This window comes from Vibrio sp. 1557 (assembly GCF_033340175.1).
Lineage (GTDB): Bacteria > Pseudomonadota > Gammaproteobacteria > Enterobacterales > Vibrionaceae > Vibrio > Vibrio alginolyticus.
In genome coordinates, this window is record NZ_JAWOVZ010000001.1 from 321,009 (window position 1) to 340,971 (window position 19,963).

The window sequence follows — 19,963 nt, forward strand, 5'->3', positions numbered from 1 at the left end:
CATTTCAACTTAGACAAGGCGTCAAAACGATAAAGCCCCACTTCAGGGGCTTAGTTCTGATTATTCATTGTTGTGCGTTGGCTTGAGCGCCTGCGAGTTTGCGTATGGTTTGGCGATAGGTTAGGTATGCGGAAACACCAGCTAACAGGTTGCCGATACAAGCGCCTAAGAGTAAACCTCGGATTCCATCCATTTGAGCGCCAACCCACAAGCACGGTAGGAAAAAGACAAACAAGCGCAGCGCTGAAATAGTGAGCGCGGTGTAAGATTTGCCTAATGCATTACAAAGAGAAACCATTAGCATACAAACCCCTAATGAACCCAAACTGATCGGCACTATCAGTAAATGCATTTCCAAGACTTGCTCCACTTGCACATCACTTGTCATCAATAATGCGAGTGGGTTTGCGACGGCAAATGTAATGGCAGCAATCAAAAGTTGGAAACCTAGAATGAATTTTACGGCAATACTGACGAGCCTTTGGATATCTTCATAGTTCTTTGCTCCAAGTAAGCGTCCAACCATTGGAGGCATAGACATTGTCAGCGCCAAGACCGAAACGATAGCAAAGAACTCATAGCGTGAACCAAGCGCCCAAGCGGCGACTGCTGCGGTTCCAAAGCTCGCCAATAATTTTGTTGCTAGCATGGAAGACAACGGTGGCAGCAGTTGGCTAATCATCGCGGGGCCCATAATGTTACCGATAGATGCAACACTTTTGGCTACGTTAAGATCTTGCCATTGTGTCGTTGCCCAGTGGTTCTTCTTCACGCGAGGAGCGACGACTAAAATACCAAACCCAAAAGCGACGATGGTTGCTATTGCCGCTCCGTTAATACCCAAGTCAAACGTGAAAATAAATAGCGGATCGAGTACAAGGTTCACGCCGCTGGTTATCATCATCATTGTGCCAGGTAACATTGTATTGCCATTAGCTCGGCAGATACTGTAATAAAAATACAAAACCGCACCAGTCCATGAGCTTAATAACCACCAAGGCCAGTAACTGTCGATTATCGGCATAACAGATTCTGGAGCGCTTAATAGAGCTAAAATGGGGTAGCGCAAAAGCCAAATTAGCCCGCCAAAAATAGCGACACCAATTGAGCCGATCATCAATACTAATCCGCCAAGTTGTTTGGCATACTGGCTTTCATTCGCCCCAAGAGCTTTAGAAATGACCGCTGTCGTTGCGATCCCTAGACCGACTTGAATGCCGATAATGACCATTTGCAAAGGCAGAGTGAAACCTTGAGCGGCTAACGGTAAAACGCCGAGCTGACCGATAAACGCGCTATCCACAAGCTGAAAGCTCATTAAAGACAGAACGCCAAAAAGCATTGGCCAGGTCATCGTAAATAATTGTTTTGCAAGCGTTGGTTGTGTACTTGTCGTAGTTGAAGACATAGAAAGCTGAATGCGTTAGGAATAAGAGTTAGATTGATTGTACACGGCGGTTAGTTTAGAGACAAAAATAAACCCCGAGGAAGATATTCTTGCTCGGGGTTCGAAAATCTAGCTCACGCGTTTATTTTTTGCCGCTAGTTTGCTTGTCTTCTTCAGTCAGCTCACGAATGCGACGGCTGATGTCACGACGTGCTTTAGAGATCTCAGCGCTTTTAATGATGTGGTCATCAACACGATCTTCATAGTCTGCTTTCATATTTTTGATGATTGCGACGATTTCATCGTGAGTCATTTCTGGTTTGATGTAGTCTAGAAGGTTTTCTAGAAGATCAACACGTTTACGGTTATCACGAACTTTCTTCTCGTTATCAAGAAGCTCACGTTTTAGTTTGTTTTTACGACGAGCTTGGTTAACGATTTCAAATACGCTACTCATAGTTCTCTTTCCTAATTTTATGAATATCTTCCTCGATTAAAGCACAACATCCAGTGGCATAACAGTCTTTAGATCAATAGCAATGCAGAGTTGAACATTTCTCAACCAATTGCGCTGTGTCCATATAATCGTGCTGCTTTCTTCGAGTTTTGGCCAACATCGTAGAATCCATCGATTAATTGTCATAACGTGGCCTTCACTATATTATCAACACCATTGAATGCAAAATGATGAACTTGATATGGACTCTGGTAACACTGCGGAGCAAGTAAATAGTCAAGATAATGAGCAAGTCACTCGCTCTGTGGCTGAAAAGTTAAAAACGGCGTATATCAACGCCCGTGAGCAACTCGAAATCATCGAAGTTGAGCTTAATCGTTCAAAAATAATGATGGTCGACCAAGATGGCAATTTGACGAGAGTGCCGATTCTCTCGGAGCATTGATACCTGACCCTATTCGTAAGGGGTGTCAGGTCTTACGCTATGCTTTAGCCTGACACCAACACCTGAACCGCTAACGCTTCTTGCACTGCTGTGTGAATTTATGGAGTATGATTTCGAAGCGATTTAGGTACAAAGTCAAATGCAAAAATAATAAGGAAATGCATTATGAAAGTTGAGCTAACGGCAATTGAAGCACGAGTTATTGGTTGCTTGATCGAAAAAGAAGTCACTACCCCAGATCTTTACCCCCTCAGCCTAAACGCATTAACCAACGCGTGTAATCAAAAAAGCAACCGTGATCCCGTGATGTCACTCTCTGAGTCAGACGTTCTCGATGCCGTTGATGCTCTTATTGAGCGCAGGCTCGTCAGTGACGAAAGTGCGTTCAACAGCCGCGTCAGCAAGTATCTACACCGTTTCTGTAATACGGAATTTGGTGATTTAAAGCTGACAGAGCAGGAGAAGGGCATTGTATGCTGTATGCTTTTGCGCGGTGCTCAAACACCTGGGGAAATTCGTACTCGTACTAATCGTCTCGCGACATTTCATGATGTAAAAGAAGTGGAAACGGTCCTTGAGCATTTAGCAAGCGAAGAGAAAGGACCATTAGTGGTCAAATTACCACGTGAGGCTGGTAAGCGGGAGTCGCGTTATATGCATTTGTTCTGTGGTGATGTTGATGCGTCCGAACTTGCAGCGCATGTGTCTGCTGCAAGCTCGAGCTCCGATCGAGTAAGTCAACTAGAGCTCGAAGTCGCTCAGCTGAAAGAAGAGCTGGATGAATTAAAAGCTAAGGTTGAGTCACTGCTTTCATGATGGAAAATACAACGCAGCGTTGGAGTGTCTACCTGATACGAAATAACCGCAACGCGTTGTATTGTGGTGTTACCAATGATGTTGAACGAAGATTCAATCAGCACCAAACCGGAAAAGGAGCGAAAGCTTTGAAGGGAAAAGGCCCTTTGATATTGGAATGGTCATCGGATTTTGAGTCAAAGACGCTTGCCATGCGAGCAGAGTACTATATTAAGCAACTAACTAAAGCGAAAAAAGAGCTGCTCGTTATGTCAAAAGCAAATATTGTCGTCGACGAACATCAACAAATGATGTTAGAGATAGTGGCACTCTGATAAGCCCTTGCTACGCAAAGATACACGGAAACCGCCTATGTCACATTGGCGGTTTCTTTTTGTTTTTGGAGTACCATGTAGGAATAAACTGACGCATAATGGGCTGGTGTTCTGTTTACAGGTCCTGAGTATGAAAAGCGCGAAATGTCTCTACGTCATCGAGACAAAGGAAGCGACTCAATGTACTTTATTTGCATCCACTCAGACCAAGAACCAATTTACTATTGAAACAGGCACTAAGAGGAAGGTAGATTACAAGAGTATAGGATGACTCGGCTAGGTAATGAATAGAGCTGAATTAGGCTCATAAAAAAGCTAAAAGAGCAGTAGATGAAAAAAGCGTTAGTATTCTCCCTGATTTCAATGGCCGCTTTTGCGCCGAATGTGCAGGCCACCCAAGTTCTTAATGGGTATTGGGCATATCAAGAGTTTTTAGACCAGTTTCCACAACAGAAGCAGCTAACTAGTGCGTTGGCTGAAGTGGTAAGAGAAACCCCTGTACCCGTAGCAAAAGACAAGAAGCGTCCACTGAAAATTTCTGTTGTTTATCCAGGGCAGCAGATCTCTGATTATTGGATTCGAAACATCGATGCGTTTGAAAAACGCCTAGATAAGCTTGATATCGACTATCAACTAAATCAGGTGTTTACTCGTCCTAATGCAGATATAAAGCAGCAAAGTTTGTCTTTAATGGAGGCGCTGAAAAGCAACTCCGATTACTTGATCTTTACTCTAGATACCACAAGACATCGTAAGTTTGTTGAGCATGTCTTAGATTCAAAGAAAACCAAGTTAATTTTACAAAATATCACCACACCTGTTAGGGATTGGGAACATCATCAGCCGTTTCTTTATGTTGGTTTCGACCACGCAGAAGGAAGTCGTGAATTGGCCGTTGAGTTTGGCAAGCGTTTCCCTAAACATAGCCACTATAGTGTTCTCTACTTCTCAGAGGGCTACATTAGTGACATCAGAGGCAACACTTTTATCAACCAAGTGAACCGCGATAATCAATTTGAACTACAATCTGCTTACTACACCAAAGCAACAAAGCAATCTGGGTATGAAGCTGCAAAAGCCAGTTTGGAGAAGTATCCGGACGTTGACTTCATTTACGCGTGTTCTACCGATGTAGCATTAGGTGCTGTTGACGCTCTTAAAGAGTTAGGTCGTGATGATGTCATGATCAATGGTTGGGGCGGCGGTTCAGCAGAGTTAGAGGCGCTTTCTAAAGGGGAGTTAGACGTTACCGTTATGCGTATGAACGATGATACAGGTATTGCAATGGCTGAGGCCATTAAGTGGGATTTAGAAGGAAAGCCTGTTCCCACTGTTTACTCTGGTGATTTTGAAGTCGTTACCAAATCGGACTCTCCAGAAAGAATTGAAGCATTAAGAAAACGTGCATTTAGATACTCAGATAATTGATGACAACTACATCAAAAATAAGAAAGCGTCGCTCACTGTCGACGCTTATTACCAAAATAATTATTCTCGTACTTGCTCCGATCATTCTAGGCATCTTTGTTCAGAGTTATTACTTCTCGAAGCAGATTATTTGGCAGGAAGTCGACCGAACCAAGCAGCAGACCTCTGCCCTGATCCTGAACATTTTTGATAGCCATTTTGCAGCGATTCAGATTCATCACAACAGCAATTCGAAAAGTGATGTTGTATTGGATTTTTATACAGAACGTGATGAAGAGGCACTCAATTACTTTTTCATGAGTATTGACCAGAGTGATCCTTCCCATACACCGGAGTTTCGTTTCCTAACCGATCATCAAGGTATTATTTGGGACGATGGCAACGCGCATTTCTATGGCATCAACAACCTGATACTTAGCCGACTTGCCAGTCAAGTGACCTTTAGCAACAACTGGTATTATCTACCCTCACAGACCCCGATGGGAACTCGCCATCTTTTACTTCGTCGTGTACCCGTTTTACAACCTAAAACCGGTGAAGTGATGGGGTACTCTTACAATGTTGTTGTTTTAGATAATAACTTTGGGTTGATGGAAAGGTTAAAAAATGAAGGCAACGTCGACAATGTTGTGTTGGTCGCTAACAACACACCATTGGCAAGCTCATTAGTAGGAGATGAGGCTTATCAAATATTTGACGTACTCAAACGACGAGAGTCCCAGCACAAGCTTGACCAATTATTGATCATCAAAACCCCTATTGAGGTAAATGCCGCCGAGACTGACTTGTGCTTGCTTACTGTGCAAGACAATCAGAGCGTGGTGACATTGCAAATCCAACACCTGCTAGCAATGCTAGCCTCAGTTATCGGTATGGTCATGATTGCGCTGATGACTAAAGAATGGATCGAGAATCGAGTAGTTGAAGAGTTAGGATCCCTGATGGCATATACTCGCTCGGCTCGTGAAGAAAAAGGATTTGAGCGTTTTGAGGGGTCAGATATTGAGGAATTCGATCATATTGGTTCGACACTAGAAAACACTTTTGAAGAGCTTGAAGCACAAAAGCGCTCTTTCCGCGACCTGTTTAACTTTGCGTTATCTCCTATCATGGTGTGGTCTGAATCGGGTGTGCTTGTCCAAATCAATCCGGCAGCACGCAAAGAGTTAGTCATGGAAAACGATGTTGAAACCATGCACCCAGTGTTCAAAGGTTTCAAAGAAAAGTTGATGCCACACCTTCGCATGGCGGCTCAGGGAGCTACGTTGACAGGCGTTAATGTGCCAATTGGAGACAAAGTATATCGCTGGAACTTATCGCCGATTCGAGTTGATGGAGATATTAGCGGTATTATTGTTCAAGGTCAGGATATAACCACGCTAATTGAGGCGGAAAAACAGAGTAACTTGGCGCGCAAAGAAGCAGAGAAATCTGCTCAAGCCCGTGCCGACTTTCTGGCTAAAATGAGCCATGAGATCCGAACGCCAATCAATGGAATTTTAGGGGTTGCTCAATTGCTAAAAGACTCTGTGGAAACAGAAGAGCAGAATAACCAAATTGACGTACTTCGACATAGTGGTGAGCACTTACTTGCTGTTTTGAATGATATTTTGGACTTTTCGAAGATTGAGCAGGGTAAGTTTAATATCCAAAAGCACCCGTTTTCTTTCACTGATACAATTCGAACGTTAGAAAACATTTATCGTCCTATTTGTGAAAGTAAAGGCGTCAACCTTGTCATTGAAAACAAAATAGATCCCAATGTTGAAATCTTTACTGACCAAGTTCGTCTGAACCAAATTTTATTCAACCTAGTCAGTAATTCTGTGAAGTTTACGCCCTCGGGTAGCGTGCGCTTGCATGCTGAACTTGAGCAGTTCTATGGCGCTGACAATAGTGTGCTGGTCGTGGAAATTACGGATACAGGTATCGGCATCGAGTCTGACAAACTCGACCAAATGTTCGAACCTTTTGTTCAAGAAGAAGCAACAACGACTCGAGAATACGGTGGCAGTGGCTTAGGGCTGACCATTGTGAAGAGCCTCGTCGACATGCTGGAAGGTGATGTTCAAGTCCGCAGTCAGAAAGGTTTAGGAACGACTTTTGTCATTACAATGCCAGTGAAAGATCGTGAGCGAGTACTCACCCCTCTTGATTCGAGTTTGCGAGTTAAGCCAGATGAACTATTTGCAGAGAGTCTCAAAGTGTTGTTGGTAGAGGATAACCATACTAACGCATTCATTCTAAAAGCGTTTTGTAACAAGTACAAAATGCAGGTTGATTGGGCGAAAGATGGGTTAGAAGCAATGGAATTCTTAAAAGATCATACTTACGATTTGATACTGATGGACAACCAGCTTCCGCATCTTGGTGGAATTGAAACGACCAAAGAGATCCGACAAAAGCTAAAACTAGGCACGCCAATTTATGCGTGTACTGCTGACACCGCGAAAGAAACCAGTGACGCCTTTATGGAATCGGGTGCGAATTACGTGCTTCTCAAGCCGATTAAAGAAAATGCGCTCCATGAAGCATTTGTGGATTTTAAGCAGCGGTTCTTAGTTGAGCGAACATAAGGAATTGGCTCACTACGGGATAACCCAATTACTCATTATCTGAAAAGCACAACACCATGACTGTGGGTTGTGCTTTTTTGTATCTGCCCCTTTTACTCTTATACAAATCAGACTTTTCAGACTTTATTGGTCTCGACGTTTGTTGTGTACATCGCAGCATTTCAAATTCAAACATAGTGTTGTATTACTTAGATTTCTGCCCCTTCACTGACACACCCAACGTGATTTCAATCACAAAAAGATATTTACTTAGCGTGCTAACTATTTTATATTGCTTAGCACGCTAAGTAATTGAGTAGATCTTATGATTCAAGACATCAACAGTTTGCGAGACCTTTCTCTGGCTGAAAAATTATCTCGTGTTGCTCGTTTATGGAAAATGGTTGCAGATCGCGAGTTAGAGCCTTTAAACCTAACGTATCCGCGTTGGACTGCGTTATGGAAGCTTTATCGAATGGGTGACAACATCAGTCAGAAGCATTTGGCTGAAGCGCTTGAGATCGAGTTAGCGTCGTTGATGCGAACATTAAAATTATTAGAAGAGCAATCTCTGATCACTCGCCATTGCTGTGAACATGATAAGCGAGCACGTATTGTTAGCCTCACAGAAGAGGGGAAAACCCTACTAAAGCAAATGGAGGCTCGGATTCTTCAAGTTCGAAGCAAGCTCCTAACGGACATCAACGACCAGGAACTTCAGCAGCTTTCATTGATTCTTGATCAGATTGCTCACAATGCGCTTGATTCACTTAGCGAATAAGTCAGAAAACCGAATAAAAAGAGAAGTAAACGCCTATGACTCCAGATCAAAAATTCGCACGTTGGATCAAATATTCTTGCGTCGCGTTTGTCCTTGTCTTTGCCTATTTTCTAGTTGCAGATCTCGCCATGCCGTTGACTCCTCAGGCAATGGCAACGCGTGTGGTAACTAAAGTGGCCCCCCGTGTGAGTGGGCAGATTACACATCTTTATGTTGCCAACAACCAAGAAATAAGCCAAGGCGATCTACTATTTCAGATTGATCCCCAGCCTTATCAGCTCGCCGTAGAAAAGGCTCAACTTAACCTTGAGCGTGTGATTCAAAACAACGAACAACTTGATGCTTCTATTGCGGCGGCAAAAGCAGACGTTGAAGCGAGCAAAATCGTGGCGGAACAAAAAGTTCGCGAAGCGAAACGTCTTAATACTCTGTTTCACCGTAATGGTACTTCGCAACAGCAGCGTGATGACGCACAGAGCAGTGCAACGGCAGCTAAAGCGAACTTACTGGCCGCACGTGCTCGTTTAAAAGAGTTGGAAGTAAACCGCGGTGATTTAGGCGCAACGAATGTGAATATCCGCGTGGCGCAAAACCAGCTAAAACAAGCGGAACTTAATCTGTCTTACACTCAAGTCTCGGCGGAACATGATGGCGTTGTCGCTAACTTGCAGCTGGAGACGGGGGCCTATGCGGCAGCTGGTACACCTCTTGTCGCTTTAGTCTCCGATGACGTGGATATCATTGCCGACTTTCGTGAAAAGAGTTTACGACACTTTAATCAGAACAGCCGTGCGTTAGTGGCTTTTGATAGCTTACCTGGTGATGTATTTGAAGCTCGTATTACGAGTGTGGATGCCGGGGTCAGCTCAGGTCAATTCGATGCGGACGGTCGCTTAGCAACACCAACTGACTCAAACCGTTGGGTGAGAGACGCGCAGCGCTTACGTTTACATTTAGCTATCGATGAACCTCAGCAGCGCGCATTTCCAGCAGGGGCACGAGCAACCGTGCAGTTGTTGCCAGAAAACTCATTATCTGGTTGGTTAGCGAGGTGCCAGATCCAATTCTTGAGTCTTCTTCATTATATTTATTAACGAGGAGGCGATATGAAGTTATGGGACCACCCCATGTCGGAAAACGACTTCCGTCAGTGTTTGCGCATTGCAACTGGTGCGACCATTGGTTTCACTTTATGTAAAGTATTTGGTTGGAACTATGGCGTATTCTTTACTGTAACCCCGATGCTGTTACTTGGAATGGTGCCAGTCATGAGTCTACATGCCGCACGACAACTGATTTTTTCAGCGGTTGTGTGTGGATTAGAAGTTGGTGTGCTTGGTGGGTTATTTGGTGGGCACCCAGGCATGATGACAATCATTGCATTCGGGTTGTTCCTGTATAAATTCGCCTGTATGTCAAAAGGGAGCTTATTCTTATTTGGAGCGAACAGCGTACTGAGCTTAAGCATCATGCTGCACTTTGCGAGTTATCCAACCACTGACTTAAATGACCTAATCTTTAGCAATCTGCAAGCGAATGTTATTTCAGTTATCGTTGCTTATGTGGTGACATTTTTGATTCCCGATGCGGAACCTCGTCAGCCACCAGCGAAACCGTCGCAGCCTAAACAGAGTCATCGCATGCGTCATGAAGCCCTTATGGGGGCGAGTATCGCTACAATGTCTTTCCTTGTATTCCAGCTATTTGACCTCAGTGACTCTATGTCTGCTCAGGCGACAACCTTACTTTTATTGTTTCCTATGCATTGGAACGGTGCTTTAGGGTATGCGCGAAAAAGAGCAATGGGGACCTTGATGGGGGTGACCTTTGGTATCGTCGGACAACTTGTATTATACGATTGGTCGGATACCTTATTGTTTATCGTCCCATTGCTTTGGATTGGGGCTATGATGTTCAGCTATATGCACGTGAAAGAGTCTAGCGGTTCGGGAGCCGGATTTGGCGGCTTAACCACATTAGGCATTTTGTTCGGCCAATATCTTACTCCGGATGGTGACTTAATGTTCAGTGCGCTGTATCGCGTGAGCAGTATTTTGTTTGCTATTGTTGCGACGCTGCTTGTGACCTATACGGTTCACAGAATACTCAACAGCTTTGAGGCGACGCGCTTTAGCGAGCAGTAAGTTCAGACGTTACTGGTTAGAAAGGATTGCTCCAGTAACTCTGTTTTTAGTTCGTGAGTCATCTCAATGGAACTAGCAAACTTAATTCCAACTACCCATCCCTTCGCCAATTTCTTAATGTTGGCAATGACACATCGATTTTCTTCTCCGATATAGTGGCTTAACGGGCATTCGATGGTAACACTCTCACCCACGTTGAATTCGGGCTCAATCCAGGTTGATATACCAACACCTGCTAGAGAGAAATCGATAAGGCTACCGTCGTAGACATTCCCTGCATGAATAACGTTACAGTCCATTTGCAACTTGTAACGCTCATGTTCTCGAACTGGTTTGGTTGCAAATGTTCCTGGAATGCGGATAAACAAAAGGGGGGATGGTCGAACGGTCGTCGTCAGTACGCTGGACTTAAACGCAATGACATGGCCTAACTCCGTATCTGATACACCACGCACGATGACATCGGCGTTGGGGAGTTTCCTCATCACTTGCTCTTCAAGCAAACGCATTGGTATATCAAGAATCAAATAAGCATTTTCTTTCATCCCAAGATAGGTGGTGGAATACGTATATTGATCCTTAGGCCCAAATTCGAAATTAGTAGAAAGTTTCATTCCCGGTTTGAGAAACCTATGCAGTTCATCTTTACTATGAGTGGCTGGCATCACATTGGCGTTTTAATTTTTAGTTAAGCTGAGGCTATCAAAACGCCATTTTGTTATTCAAGATAGTAAGGCATAAGTTTTTGTAAAATCATCGCTATCTGTGAAGTGGTGGGCGATAAGTTTGGTTCATTCCACCTTTCATAAAGATTTGGCTTGCCACAATACTGCCGCATGTGACCAACATCAGCGCTAACCAAGTGAGAGAATCTGGTTGTTCACCAAAAATTGGAACGGCAAGAAGTGTCGCGACGACTGGAGTTAATGAACCAAAAGCAGCGCTGGCTTCGGCACCGATGATCCTAATTGCATAAATGAAAGTGAAAGAAGCGATTAAACCTGCGCCAACACCTTGTAGCATCGCGTGGCCAAATAACTCCTCCCATGGCCACTGGCTGAACGGTGTTACCACCAAATAACTGTCTACCCACCCGAAACCAACGGCGATGATGAGCAGAGCCAAAGACGCGATTGCAACGAATCCTGCACAGACGTGTGCATTAAGATTGGCGACACGAGCGCTGATGGTGAAAGCAGCCCACATGATGCTGCCAGTTAGAAACAGGATATGCCCTTGTAATTGAGACCAGTTGTACTCTGCGCCGCTATTAGAAAGAAGGAATACGAAAATCCCTAACAGCACCGTAGAAAGCCCGATTAAGCGGTGAGCACTCAGCGACTGTTGATAACAAAGTACCGCGATAGCAGAAACAAACAATGGCAAAGTGCCAGGTACTAATGCACTGCCGTGCGCCACGGGAGCGAAATGCATAGCCGTTCCGACGACCAGAAGATAGGGAAGGCCGCTTCCAACCACAACACCAACCAGGTAGCGTTTAGGCACTACGCGCAGCGACTGTTTATGCTTAATCACAAATGGTAATAAAATTATACTTGGGATTAGAAAGCGAACTAACGCGATATCGGCTGGCTGCAAGGCAGAAATTGCGCCCCCTTTTAAAGAAATAAAGAAACCAGACCAAAGCAGTAAGGTCGTTAATATAGCTGCGTATCCCAAGATCATTATCGACATGTCCATTTGTAAATGATGTGTTAATTGTTGAATAAAACTCTTGCCAAAGGGAGGCAAAGTTTGACGTAATTAGGCTTGATGTTGGTGATAAATTGCGTATAAGTGTTAATTGTTGGTGATTAAAGGCACGGAAGAATAAATGGATAAAATTGACAGGCAACTTATCAACCTAATGCAGAAGGATGCCACTCTGACAACGGCAGAACTTGCTGACCAAGTAGGGCTATCGGCATCACCTTGTGCAAGACGCATTAAGCGTTTGGAGCAGGAAGGTGTAATAAGTGGTTATCGAGCTATTGTGTCCAGAGACACTGTAGGCATCGCGATGACTGTATTTGTTGAAGTGAGTTTAAATAACCACCAAGCTTCTTCGATTGATGAGTTTGAACATGCCGTTGTTGAGATGGATGAAGTGATCTCATGCCATGTCGTATCAGGGGCCTATGATTACCTGTTAGAGGTGGTCAGTAAAGATCTCGCTGGTTATGAAACATTTACTAGAAAGTTACAGCGATTAGAAAATGTGAAAGATATTCATACCCACCTGGCGATTAGACAAGTGAAAGGAAATGGCAGTTTACCGATTTATGCATAAGAAAGATGAAATTTTTCGATAGACTTAAGATTGCCCACTATCATCGAAAGCGATATAGACAGTTTGGTAAAGACAGAGCCCGAACTCTGGGATGGGCAGATAAGTATAGTCAGATCAGCCGTTTTGAGGCGTTGTGCCGAGGGTTAACGTTAGACGGTTCAAGTATTTTAGATATTGGGTGCGGCTACGGAGACTTGTTAGCGTTTATCGAACTTACGGGGGGGCTTCCTCAAAGCTATATTGGCATTGATCAGCAAAAACAGTTTATCTCTGAAGCCAGAAAACGAGATTTTCGTACGCAAAGTAAGTTTATATGTGGCGACTTTTCAACGTTGGTATTGCCTCGTTGCGACTTTGTTTTTGCTTCCGGATCATTGAACTATCAATCCACCAACCCAAATCATACCATTGAAATGATTGATAAAATGTACCGAGCGACAGAGAAAGGTTGTGTGTTTAACTTGTTGGATGAATCCAAACTACCCAGCATGAAAATGTTAGCGTCGCACAATAAAGAAGGTGTCTTTCGCTATTGTCGGTTGCTGTGTCCGAATACACGATTGATTGAGGGGTACTCCGAGCACGACTTTACGATTGCCATGATCAAAAAAGAGGAGTCCGTTTCCTGACTCCGCCTTATAAATTCTTAAGCCTTATTGGTTTTTGTATTGTGAGATTTCACAGTTACCTGTGTATCTATCAACCTTGAATGAGAAAGCGGCTGAATGGTATTCCCTCCCATCACTCCATATTGTTTCTCCGAAGATTTTACAAAGATCCAAATCACTGATTGAACCGAACTCTTTTACGTGCCTAACTACTGACAAAAACTTGGCTTTGGTAGCATTAGGACATTCCCTGTTACTTAATCGATTGATAACCATGTTTGTAGCATCATCTCCAGCCAAATGTGACTTTTTATTAATGGCTAAACTAACCAAAAAATGTCCATAAGTAAAGCATTAATGTGACGTATGTCTCTATAAATTGATTGTCTTGGTCATGGTTTAGTCAAGTTTGTCAAAGGGAACAATCCCATTATTTACATTTGATATTATTCACGACTAAGGAAAGATAAAAAGCACGAATAACGTCCAATATTGGAGTGAAAAACCAACATCGTCTATTCAAAACTGGCTCTGTTTTTACTTCGAAACATCTTGAGCGTATTGGAGTGCTCGAGCTTCTTTATCATAGACTTGTGACAGAGTTTGATATTGTGAAGAGAGGCTCTTGTAATCTTCAGCAAGTTCCAAAGCGTTGGTGTTATACCATTCCGCGGTTATTTGATTGGCTATTTTGTTTGACTCGCGGCACTTTTGGGCCAGTATCTCCCACCCATTTGCTGACCATTGGGATTGTGTGCTCAATTTAAGCAGCTGATTCGCTTTAGTTGTGAGCTCTTCTTTGTATTGAATCGATGCTTTTAATTGCGCTTTGAACACATTTTGGTTCGACTTGGCACGCCAAAGTAGCACGAGCTCATGCAGTGAAAAGGTTTCGGACAATAACTGACGCTGTTTATGTTCGGTTAAAAGTGTATTGAATACCTCAACATGCTGATTGTAATTGGACTCTAAACGATTGAATTGGGTAAGATTGTCATTCCACGACGATGGGTTACATTGAATATTGGCGTGCCCCGTTATCGGGAACAGAAGAAATAGTAGTATCCAATTGAGTCTGTTGACCATTATTGCTCGCGTTAGTTGACCTGCTCTTTTGAGTATATACCCAAATTTCTACGACATGCGTGCTGCTAGTGGGATAAGAATAAAGAATGAAAAGGAAAAGGGCATGAAGAAAATTCTCGTCGCATTGATTGTCATGCTGTTGCTCGGCGGAGCGGGGGCTGGATACTATTTCTTCTTTATGCAGAAAGATGAACCTGAAGCACCAAAGGCTACACAAGTCGAGCAATCGTCACTGCAAAAAGAAACATCCAAACCGATTCTGGATTTAGAAGCCGCTCCCCCGGAAGTTACCGAGTACTACGTTATTGAGCGTCGTGTCAATGTTTACAACAAGCCTAACCTTAATGCTTTAGTTGTCGATACGCTCTATAAGGGAGAAAAAGTATCGGTGTTAGAAAAAGTAGATGGGTGGTACCGAATCTCCGGCTATCTTGTCTATGAAGAGGGTGGAGAAGAAAAAGCCGAATGGTTGAATGCTGAAGGGTTATCGGATGCAGAGCAAGTTATTAAAGAGCAAGAGCGCTTAGAGATATTGGATGAATACCTACAGAAGTCGGATGATTTAAAAGTTCACTTGGATATTTTCCGTAAGAAAACACAGCAATTGTTAGACGATGAAACCTGTGATCCGAGTGATTTTGAGGAGCTCGGGGGTTGGGTGCGTTCTGTGACGTTCAAAAAGCGCAACGTTTACTTCATCTATTGTGGCGGTTTGGAGCAAGAGAATAAGATCTACTTAGATGTTGATAAGGGCGATATTTTTTATCGATAACTCACCACCAATTACACTCGTTCTCTAAAGACGTTTTGATAAATGCAATAACGATGCAAACCTGAAATCAGAGATTTATAACTTTTTAGTTGTGAACCATAATCAATAGGAATACTATCAACGAGTCAAGTGACCTAACTTGGCTCTTTGTGTTTTTAGTGAGTTCCTATGCCTTGGATTTACCTTAGAAAGTTGATTTTGCTGCTATTTGCAATGGTATTGCTACCAGTGCATGTATCTGCTGCGCAAATCGACCACAAGGCTCACGTACCGCACTTTTCTAAGCTACAACCTTTTGTAGCCGTAAGTGTATCGCCAAACTCTTCCGTCGATTTTTCTGAAGTTTCAGAAGAAAGCTCTCAATCTCCAGTATCTGAAGGCCATGCAAGTCTCGATTCCGTTGCTTTGTTTAACTCTCAGCGCTGGACGTCTTACTTACGGGAAGGGCTTGATGACGAGCACGTAGATTTTGTCGGCGATCTCACTACTCCGTTTTACGCTGATGCGGGTTACGCATACAGCTTGATGGACATTAACTGGCGTCACAACCAGTCCACATTTTATCATTTCACAAGCGATCATCGCATTTCTGGTTGGAAAGAGACCAATGCCATGTACGTCGCACTCAATAGTCAGTTTTCTGCCTAAACACCATCTATTTGCACCATTGTGCACTCTTAGCACGACGATTGTATTCGACAGGACGTGAGCGTTCTGAGCATTTCATACCCTGAATTTATTCTGGGAGCATCTGTCGTGTGTTAAGCCTTGTTATTAAAAGCTTCACTTCATTGTGAAGGGATGATGTTTACATGAAAAAAACACCAAAGCAGCAAAAGAACAGAAAGCTGATGAATCACTACTCAGCTTGGAAATATGTCGTATTAATCACGACAGTCATTATTTTAACCCTAAGTGCTATACCAACTTGGTTTGGTGAACAGCCTTCTATCCAGTTGACGTTTGCGGATCAAAACAACAGCGAAATGTCGGTTGTTCATCTGAATCAACTGCTAAAAACCAACCATATTTCAGCCGACAAAATCATCGAAAAAGACGGCAAAACAACCATTGTATTCGATGGTGAAGATGCGCAAAGTAAAGCTCGTGCGTTGTTAAACAAAGAGCTAAATAAAGACGACAGCATCACTTTCTCATACGTATCGGTTGCGCCAGAATGGTTGAATGAGATGGGCTTTAGCCCAATTAAACTCGGTCTTGACCTTCGTGGTGGCGTTCAGTTCTTGTTGAATGTTGATGTGAATAAAGCGTTTGAAGAGCAACGTGATGCGTTGATTGATGAAATCAAAGCGAATTTACGTGATCAACGTGTCCGTGGTGTGCAAGTTCGAGCAGAAAGCGGCAACCGAATTACGGTAAACAGTGACAGCGAGCAAGCATTGTCGGAAGTGAACAAGTTCTTGCGTCAAAATTACCCTGGCTGGATTTCAAAAAGTTCATCTCGTGGCTTTGTGCTTGAACCGAGTGAACAAAATATCCAAGAATTTCAATCGTCGACTCTTCAACAAAACCTGAAGATCATGCGTGGTCGTATTGAAGAACTTGGTATCACAGAAGCACTAGTGCAACGCCAAGGTAAAGAGAGCATTCGAATTGAACTCCCTGGTGTACAAGATCCTGCTCAAGCGAAAAACGTTATTGGTGCAACAGCAAGCTTGGCGTTTTATGAAGTGAAAGATGCGAGCCAAGCACACAGCAGCCAAGATCTTGTTCTTCAAGACAATGACGGTCGTACGGTGATTTTGGCAAAACGACCAGTCCTAACGGGTGAGCACATCGTAAACGCTCGTGCTGGTGTCGACAAAATGGGTATGTCAGAAGTAAATATTTCTCTTGACCACGCTGGTGGTAAGAAAATGAGCGACTTCTCAGCAACTCACATCGGCAAGCCAATGGCGACCGTTTACCGAGAGTACAAAACAAACGATCGCGGTGTAACCGAGCGTAGTGAGCGCGTTATCAGCGTCGCGACTATTCAATCTCAACTTGGTAGCCAGTTCCGTATTACCGGAGCAGGTAGCATGGACGATGCGCAGCAGTTAGCGCTATTGCTTCGCGCGGGCTCACTAACTGCGCCGGTTACTATTGTGGAAGAGCGAACAATCGGTGCTTCTCTGGGTGCAGAAAACATTGAAAACGGTTTTGCAGCACTGGCTTTAGGTATGGGTTTAACACTGACCTTTATGGCACTTTGGTACCGCCGCTTAGGTTGGGTAGCGAACGTGGCGCTTTGTGCCAACATGCTTTGTTTGCTTGGCCTAATTGCTTTGTTACCAGGCGCTGTGTTAACGCTTCCTGGCATTGCAGGCTTAGTGTTAACCGTCGGTATGGCAGTGGACACCAACGTTATTATTTTCGAACGTATTAAGGACAAAATGCGTGAAGGCCGCAGCTTCGCTCAAGCAATTGATCTAGGCTTTGACAGCGCATTCTCGACCATCCTTGATGCCAACATTACTACCATGATCACCGCCGTGATTTTGTACGCCATCGGTAATGGCCCAATCCAAGGCTTTGCCTTAACACTCGGATTAGGTTTGTTAACCAGTATGTTTACAGGCGTATTTGCCTCTCGAGCAATGATCAATTTAATTTGGGGCCGCGATGCCCGTCGTGATGTGAGGGTTTAATCATGGTCGAAATGCTAAAACAAAATATTCGTAAAATTCGCTACTTTACTACGCTAGTTTCCATCATTTTAACGGTGATCGCGATCGTCGCTCTAGGCTTTAAAGGGTTGAACCTAGGTTTGGACTTCACTGGCGGTATGGTGACAGAAGTAAAGGTAGATAAGCAGCTAACTAACCATGATCTGCTTGACGTTCTGCAACCAAAGCTTGGTGAATCTGCGTCAGTGACACGCTCTGGTGAAGATGGCCGTTGGGTGATTCGTTACTCTGCGCCGGAAGATGGACAAACGTTGCCAAGTGTAGAAGAGGTGTTGAAGCCAATCTCTCACCAAGTTGATGTTGTCAGCAACAGTATAGTTGGCGCTCAAGTTGGCCAAGACTTGTTTGAACAAGGTGGCTTAGCATTGTTGATTTGTGTGTTGAGTATTCTCGGTTACTTGTGTTTCCGTTTTGAGTGGCGTTTGGCCAGTGGTTCACTGTTTGCTTTGGCCCATGATGTGATCTTAGTGCTTGGTTTCTTTGCAATTACTCAAATGGAGTTCAACTTAACCGTTTTTGCTGCTGTGCTGGCGATTTTAGGTTACTCATTGAATGACTCGATCATCATTGCAGACCGAATCCGTGAGCTGTTGATTGCGAAACAGAGTTGGAAAACAGAAGACATCAATGACCAAGCTGTTATCGCGACGTTTTCACGCACTATGGTGACATCTGGTACGACATTGATCACTGTTGGTGCATTATGGATTATGGGAGGAGCGCCTTTGGCTGGTTTCTCAACCGCCATGTTTATTGGCGTTCTGTCGGGGACATGGTCTTCGATTTCGATTGGTACTGTGCTGCCTGAGTGGTTGAAACTGGAGCCGAAACATTATCTTCCAGTTGAGATCGACGCTGCGCCGTAGCATTATTTTTAAGGTAAAAGTGCTTGCGCCACTCATCTTGAGTGGCGCTTTTTTGTGCTTATTTCACGCGCATCAAGCGATGTTTCACAAGTCCCAAATCGAACTCTAAGACTTGTGAGCGCTTCATTGCTTCGACTTTATTCAACATTGGCTCTTGGTAGCCTTTCTTCTTCATCCACTGAAGAGGTACAGAGAAAGCATCTTCATTAACGACATAAGACTCGCCTTTATGCTCACCGCTATAGACGTTCACAACCCAAACTCGGGCTTGAAAGTCCAATACTTCACCCATGACTTTAGCGATTTTATTCAGAATATTTTTCATTGTTTCCAGTTTGCCTTAGCTTAGTAGCAACCAGACACCAACTCCCATCATTAAAGTGCCTGCGATACGGTTCATTAGACGTACATTCTTAGACTGACCTAATACGTGTTTCAACCCTTTACCACCAGTAGCGTACAGAGACATGCAAATGAACTCAAACAGTAAAATAATGGAGACAAGTATGATCAGTTGCGGTGCAAGCGCTGCGTTTTGGTCTATAAAAGGCGGTAAAAGAGAAATCATAAATGCCCAGCCTTTTGGGTTTGCGATTGCGGTAACGAAGCCTTGCATGATCAGTGCGATATTGTCACTCTTTGGTGTTTCTAAGTTGTCGACATTAATCGCAAGTTTCCCTCGCGATCGCCACATTTCAACACCAAGATAGAGTAAATAACCGCCACCAATGAACTTTAACGCGATAAACATCCAAGGATAATTGAGCATAATCGCAGCGATACCTAACACCGCAGAGACTGACACCAGCGCAACACCGAGAAGTTCTCCTATCATCATCCATAACGTGCGACGATAACCGATACTCATACCTAACGTTAGGGCGAGAGTCATGCACATACCAGGCGTGATTGAGACAAAAAAGAAAGTAGGGATGAACATACTGAGCAATGCAAGATTCATATCTGTTGATGATTTAGTGATTAAAGAGAAGCCACAAAGATAGTGCAAAGTGGAAAAGGATGCTACTACAAAGCGAACGATTACTTTCACTAGTAGCTAGTTGATGTTCTTCGAATATATAAATTTAAAATGAAATTATATTTTAATCTATGCGTCATAATAGTGCGTATTGCACCAGTATGAGACAAGCTCTTATATCATTTTTAGATTAAATATATTTAATTTATTATATTTTATCGGTATTAATCATTACTGTATTAAAATAATCGAATTGATAACTAAATTATCATTAAATGCAGTAATTAAATGATATGTTTGATAATTATTTTTACTGATAATTGAATTATTATTCTAATCTCAAGT

The 19,963-nt window shown here is 43.4% G+C and carries 21 protein-coding genes; 14 read left to right on the forward strand and 7 right to left on the reverse strand.

Features of this window, described 5'->3' with window-relative positions:
- Positions 1-64: 64 nt before the first annotated feature.
- Both R7070_RS01545 and R7070_RS01550 read right to left on the reverse strand, forming a co-directional pair.
- Complete coding sequence (locus R7070_RS01545; protein WP_017635172.1) at positions 65-1,408, reverse strand: MATE family efflux transporter; 1,344 nt, start codon at positions 1,406-1,408, stop codon at positions 65-67.
- A gap of 121 nt (positions 1,409-1,529) precedes the next feature.
- A complete protein-coding gene (locus R7070_RS01550) occupies positions 1,530-1,844 on the reverse strand; it encodes a DUF496 family protein (protein WP_005373603.1) in 315 nt (104 codons plus the stop codon).
- A gap of 220 nt (positions 1,845-2,064) precedes the next feature.
- Between R7070_RS01550 and R7070_RS01555 the strand changes: the two genes are divergently transcribed.
- From R7070_RS01555 to R7070_RS01590, 8 genes are all read left to right on the forward strand, one after another.
- A complete protein-coding gene (locus tag R7070_RS01555; protein WP_005385630.1) occupies positions 2,065-2,289 on the forward strand; it encodes a hypothetical protein in 225 nt (74 codons plus the stop codon).
- A gap of 165 nt (positions 2,290-2,454) precedes the next feature.
- Positions 2,455-3,105, forward strand: a complete 651-nt coding sequence (locus tag R7070_RS01560; RefSeq protein WP_318141074.1) for a YceH family protein — start codon at positions 2,455-2,457, stop codon at positions 3,103-3,105.
- The gene (locus R7070_RS01565) at positions 3,102-3,419 is read left to right on the forward strand and encodes a GIY-YIG nuclease family protein (protein ID WP_053349265.1); all 318 of its coding nucleotides are present in this window, start codon (positions 3,102-3,104) and stop codon (positions 3,417-3,419) included. Before R7070_RS01560 ends, R7070_RS01565 begins: the two co-directional genes overlap by 4 nt.
- A gap of 330 nt (positions 3,420-3,749) precedes the next feature.
- Positions 3,750-4,847 (forward strand): autoinducer 2-binding periplasmic protein LuxP, encoded by a 1,098-nt coding sequence (locus R7070_RS01570; RefSeq protein WP_005385634.1) that lies wholly within the window; start codon positions 3,750-3,752, stop codon positions 4,845-4,847.
- Positions 4,847-7,423, forward strand: a complete 2,577-nt coding sequence (gene luxQ, locus R7070_RS01575) for a quorum-sensing autoinducer 2 sensor kinase/phosphatase LuxQ (protein WP_054577765.1) — start codon at positions 4,847-4,849, stop codon at positions 7,421-7,423. Before R7070_RS01570 ends, luxQ begins: the two co-directional genes overlap by 1 nt.
- 304 nt (positions 7,424-7,727) lie before the next feature.
- Positions 7,728-8,183 carry a transcriptional regulator SlyA gene (gene slyA, locus R7070_RS01580; protein WP_005373589.1) on the forward strand — a complete coding sequence of 152 codons (456 nt, stop codon included), beginning with the start codon at positions 7,728-7,730 and terminating at the stop codon, positions 8,181-8,183.
- A 35-nt stretch (positions 8,184-8,218) separates the two neighbouring features.
- A complete protein-coding gene (locus R7070_RS01585; protein WP_017635178.1) occupies positions 8,219-9,277 on the forward strand; it encodes an HlyD family secretion protein in 1,059 nt (352 codons plus the stop codon).
- Positions 9,278-9,289: 12 nt separating this feature from the next.
- The gene (locus R7070_RS01590) at positions 9,290-10,327 is read left to right on the forward strand and encodes a DUF2955 domain-containing protein (protein ID WP_017635179.1); all 1,038 of its coding nucleotides are present in this window, start codon (positions 9,290-9,292) and stop codon (positions 10,325-10,327) included.
- Positions 10,328-10,329: 2 nt separating this feature from the next.
- Here the strand turns inward: R7070_RS01590 and R7070_RS01595 are convergent, their stop codons facing one another.
- Together R7070_RS01595 and R7070_RS01600 are read right to left on the reverse strand one after the other, a co-directional pair.
- Complete coding sequence (locus R7070_RS01595) at positions 10,330-10,992, reverse strand: flagellar brake protein (protein WP_213891466.1); 663 nt, start codon at positions 10,990-10,992, stop codon at positions 10,330-10,332.
- 94 nt (positions 10,993-11,086) lie between these two features.
- Positions 11,087-12,013: a DMT family transporter gene (locus tag R7070_RS01600; RefSeq protein WP_053307237.1), complete on the reverse strand. Its 927-nt coding sequence runs from the start codon at positions 12,011-12,013 to the stop codon at positions 11,087-11,089.
- 148 nt (positions 12,014-12,161) lie between these two features.
- On the opposite strand from R7070_RS01600, the gene R7070_RS01605 reads away from it, so the two are divergent.
- Positions 12,162-12,617, forward strand: coding sequence for an Lrp/AsnC family transcriptional regulator (locus R7070_RS01605; protein WP_005373581.1), 456 nt, complete (start codon positions 12,162-12,164; stop codon positions 12,615-12,617).
- Between the two features lie 5 nt (positions 12,618-12,622).
- Positions 12,623-13,246, forward strand: coding sequence for a class I SAM-dependent methyltransferase (locus R7070_RS01610; RefSeq protein WP_170893131.1), 624 nt, complete (start codon positions 12,623-12,625; stop codon positions 13,244-13,246).
- Positions 13,247-13,762: 516 nt separating this feature from the next.
- On the opposite strand, the gene R7070_RS01620 is transcribed toward R7070_RS01610, so the two are convergent.
- Positions 13,763-14,311, reverse strand: a complete 549-nt coding sequence (locus R7070_RS01620) for an ATPase (RefSeq protein ID WP_256900110.1) — start codon at positions 14,309-14,311, stop codon at positions 13,763-13,765.
- A 103-nt stretch (positions 14,312-14,414) separates the two neighbouring features.
- Here R7070_RS01620 and R7070_RS01625 point away from each other — a divergent pair, with 103 nt between their 5' ends.
- The 4 genes from R7070_RS01625 (at position 14,415) to secF (ending at position 18,639) form a co-directional block, all read left to right on the forward strand.
- A complete protein-coding gene (locus R7070_RS01625) occupies positions 14,415-15,083 on the forward strand; it encodes an SH3 domain-containing protein (protein ID WP_318141075.1) in 669 nt (222 codons plus the stop codon).
- Between the two features lie 168 nt (positions 15,084-15,251).
- Positions 15,252-15,731, forward strand: coding sequence for a hypothetical protein (locus R7070_RS01630; protein ID WP_005373572.1), 480 nt, complete (start codon positions 15,252-15,254; stop codon positions 15,729-15,731).
- Positions 15,732-15,895: 164 nt separating this feature from the next.
- A complete protein-coding gene (gene secD / locus R7070_RS01635) occupies positions 15,896-17,734 on the forward strand; it encodes a protein translocase subunit SecD (RefSeq protein WP_005373570.1) in 1,839 nt (612 codons plus the stop codon).
- A 2-nt stretch (positions 17,735-17,736) separates the two neighbouring features.
- Positions 17,737-18,639, forward strand: coding sequence for a protein translocase subunit SecF (secF, locus tag R7070_RS01640; RefSeq protein WP_005373567.1), 903 nt, complete (start codon positions 17,737-17,739; stop codon positions 18,637-18,639).
- A gap of 58 nt (positions 18,640-18,697) precedes the next feature.
- Here the strand turns inward: secF and R7070_RS01645 are convergent, their stop codons facing one another.
- Together R7070_RS01645 and R7070_RS01650 are read right to left on the reverse strand one after the other, a co-directional pair.
- Complete coding sequence (locus R7070_RS01645) at positions 18,698-18,964, reverse strand: hypothetical protein (protein ID WP_005373566.1); 267 nt, start codon at positions 18,962-18,964, stop codon at positions 18,698-18,700.
- 15 nt (positions 18,965-18,979) lie between these two features.
- On the reverse strand, positions 18,980-19,600 hold the full coding sequence (locus R7070_RS01650; RefSeq protein WP_021035942.1) for a LysE family translocator: 621 nt from the start codon (positions 19,598-19,600) through the stop codon (positions 18,980-18,982).
- Positions 19,601-19,963: the final 363 nt, after the last annotated feature.

Bases quoted from the DNA above. Each gene is read 5' to 3' on its own strand.
- R7070_RS01620 (WP_256900110.1), bottom strand. From the start codon at position 14,311: ATGGTCAACAGACTCAATTGGATACTACTATTTCTTCTGTTCCCGATA.
- slyA (WP_005373589.1), top strand. From the start codon at position 7,728: ATGATTCAAGACATCAACAGTTTGCGAGACCTTTCTCTGGCTGAAAAA.
- R7070_RS01545 (WP_017635172.1), bottom strand. From the start codon at position 1,408: ATGTCTTCAACTACGACAAGTACACAACCAACGCTTGCAAAACAATTA.
- R7070_RS01565 (WP_053349265.1), top strand. From the start codon at position 3,102: ATGATGGAAAATACAACGCAGCGTTGGAGTGTCTACCTGATACGAAAT.
- R7070_RS01645 (WP_005373566.1), bottom strand. From the start codon at position 18,964: ATGAAAAATATTCTGAATAAAATCGCTAAAGTCATGGGTGAAGTATTG.
- R7070_RS01585 (WP_017635178.1), top strand. From the start codon at position 8,219: ATGACTCCAGATCAAAAATTCGCACGTTGGATCAAATATTCTTGCGTC.
- R7070_RS01600 (WP_053307237.1), bottom strand. From the start codon at position 12,013: ATGATCTTGGGATACGCAGCTATATTAACGACCTTACTGCTTTGGTCT.
- R7070_RS01590 (WP_017635179.1), top strand. From the start codon at position 9,290: ATGAAGTTATGGGACCACCCCATGTCGGAAAACGACTTCCGTCAGTGT.
- R7070_RS01630 (WP_005373572.1), top strand. From the start codon at position 15,252: ATGCCTTGGATTTACCTTAGAAAGTTGATTTTGCTGCTATTTGCAATG.
- R7070_RS01550 (WP_005373603.1), bottom strand. From the start codon at position 1,844: ATGAGTAGCGTATTTGAAATCGTTAACCAAGCTCGTCGTAAAAACAAA.
- R7070_RS01605 (WP_005373581.1), top strand. From the start codon at position 12,162: ATGGATAAAATTGACAGGCAACTTATCAACCTAATGCAGAAGGATGCC.
- R7070_RS01570 (WP_005385634.1), top strand. From the start codon at position 3,750: ATGAAAAAAGCGTTAGTATTCTCCCTGATTTCAATGGCCGCTTTTGCG.
- R7070_RS01560 (WP_318141074.1), top strand. From the start codon at position 2,455: ATGAAAGTTGAGCTAACGGCAATTGAAGCACGAGTTATTGGTTGCTTG.
- R7070_RS01650 (WP_021035942.1), bottom strand. From the start codon at position 19,600: ATGAATCTTGCATTGCTCAGTATGTTCATCCCTACTTTCTTTTTTGTC.
- R7070_RS01555 (WP_005385630.1), top strand. From the start codon at position 2,065: ATGCAAAATGATGAACTTGATATGGACTCTGGTAACACTGCGGAGCAA.
- luxQ (WP_054577765.1), top strand. From the start codon at position 4,847: ATGACAACTACATCAAAAATAAGAAAGCGTCGCTCACTGTCGACGCTT.
- secD (WP_005373570.1), top strand. From the start codon at position 15,896: ATGAAAAAAACACCAAAGCAGCAAAAGAACAGAAAGCTGATGAATCAC.
- R7070_RS01625 (WP_318141075.1), top strand. From the start codon at position 14,415: ATGAAGAAAATTCTCGTCGCATTGATTGTCATGCTGTTGCTCGGCGGA.
- secF (WP_005373567.1), top strand. From the start codon at position 17,737: ATGGTCGAAATGCTAAAACAAAATATTCGTAAAATTCGCTACTTTACT.
- R7070_RS01595 (WP_213891466.1), bottom strand. From the start codon at position 10,992: ATGCCAGCCACTCATAGTAAAGATGAACTGCATAGGTTTCTCAAACCG.
- R7070_RS01610 (WP_170893131.1), top strand. From the start codon at position 12,623: ATGAAATTTTTCGATAGACTTAAGATTGCCCACTATCATCGAAAGCGA.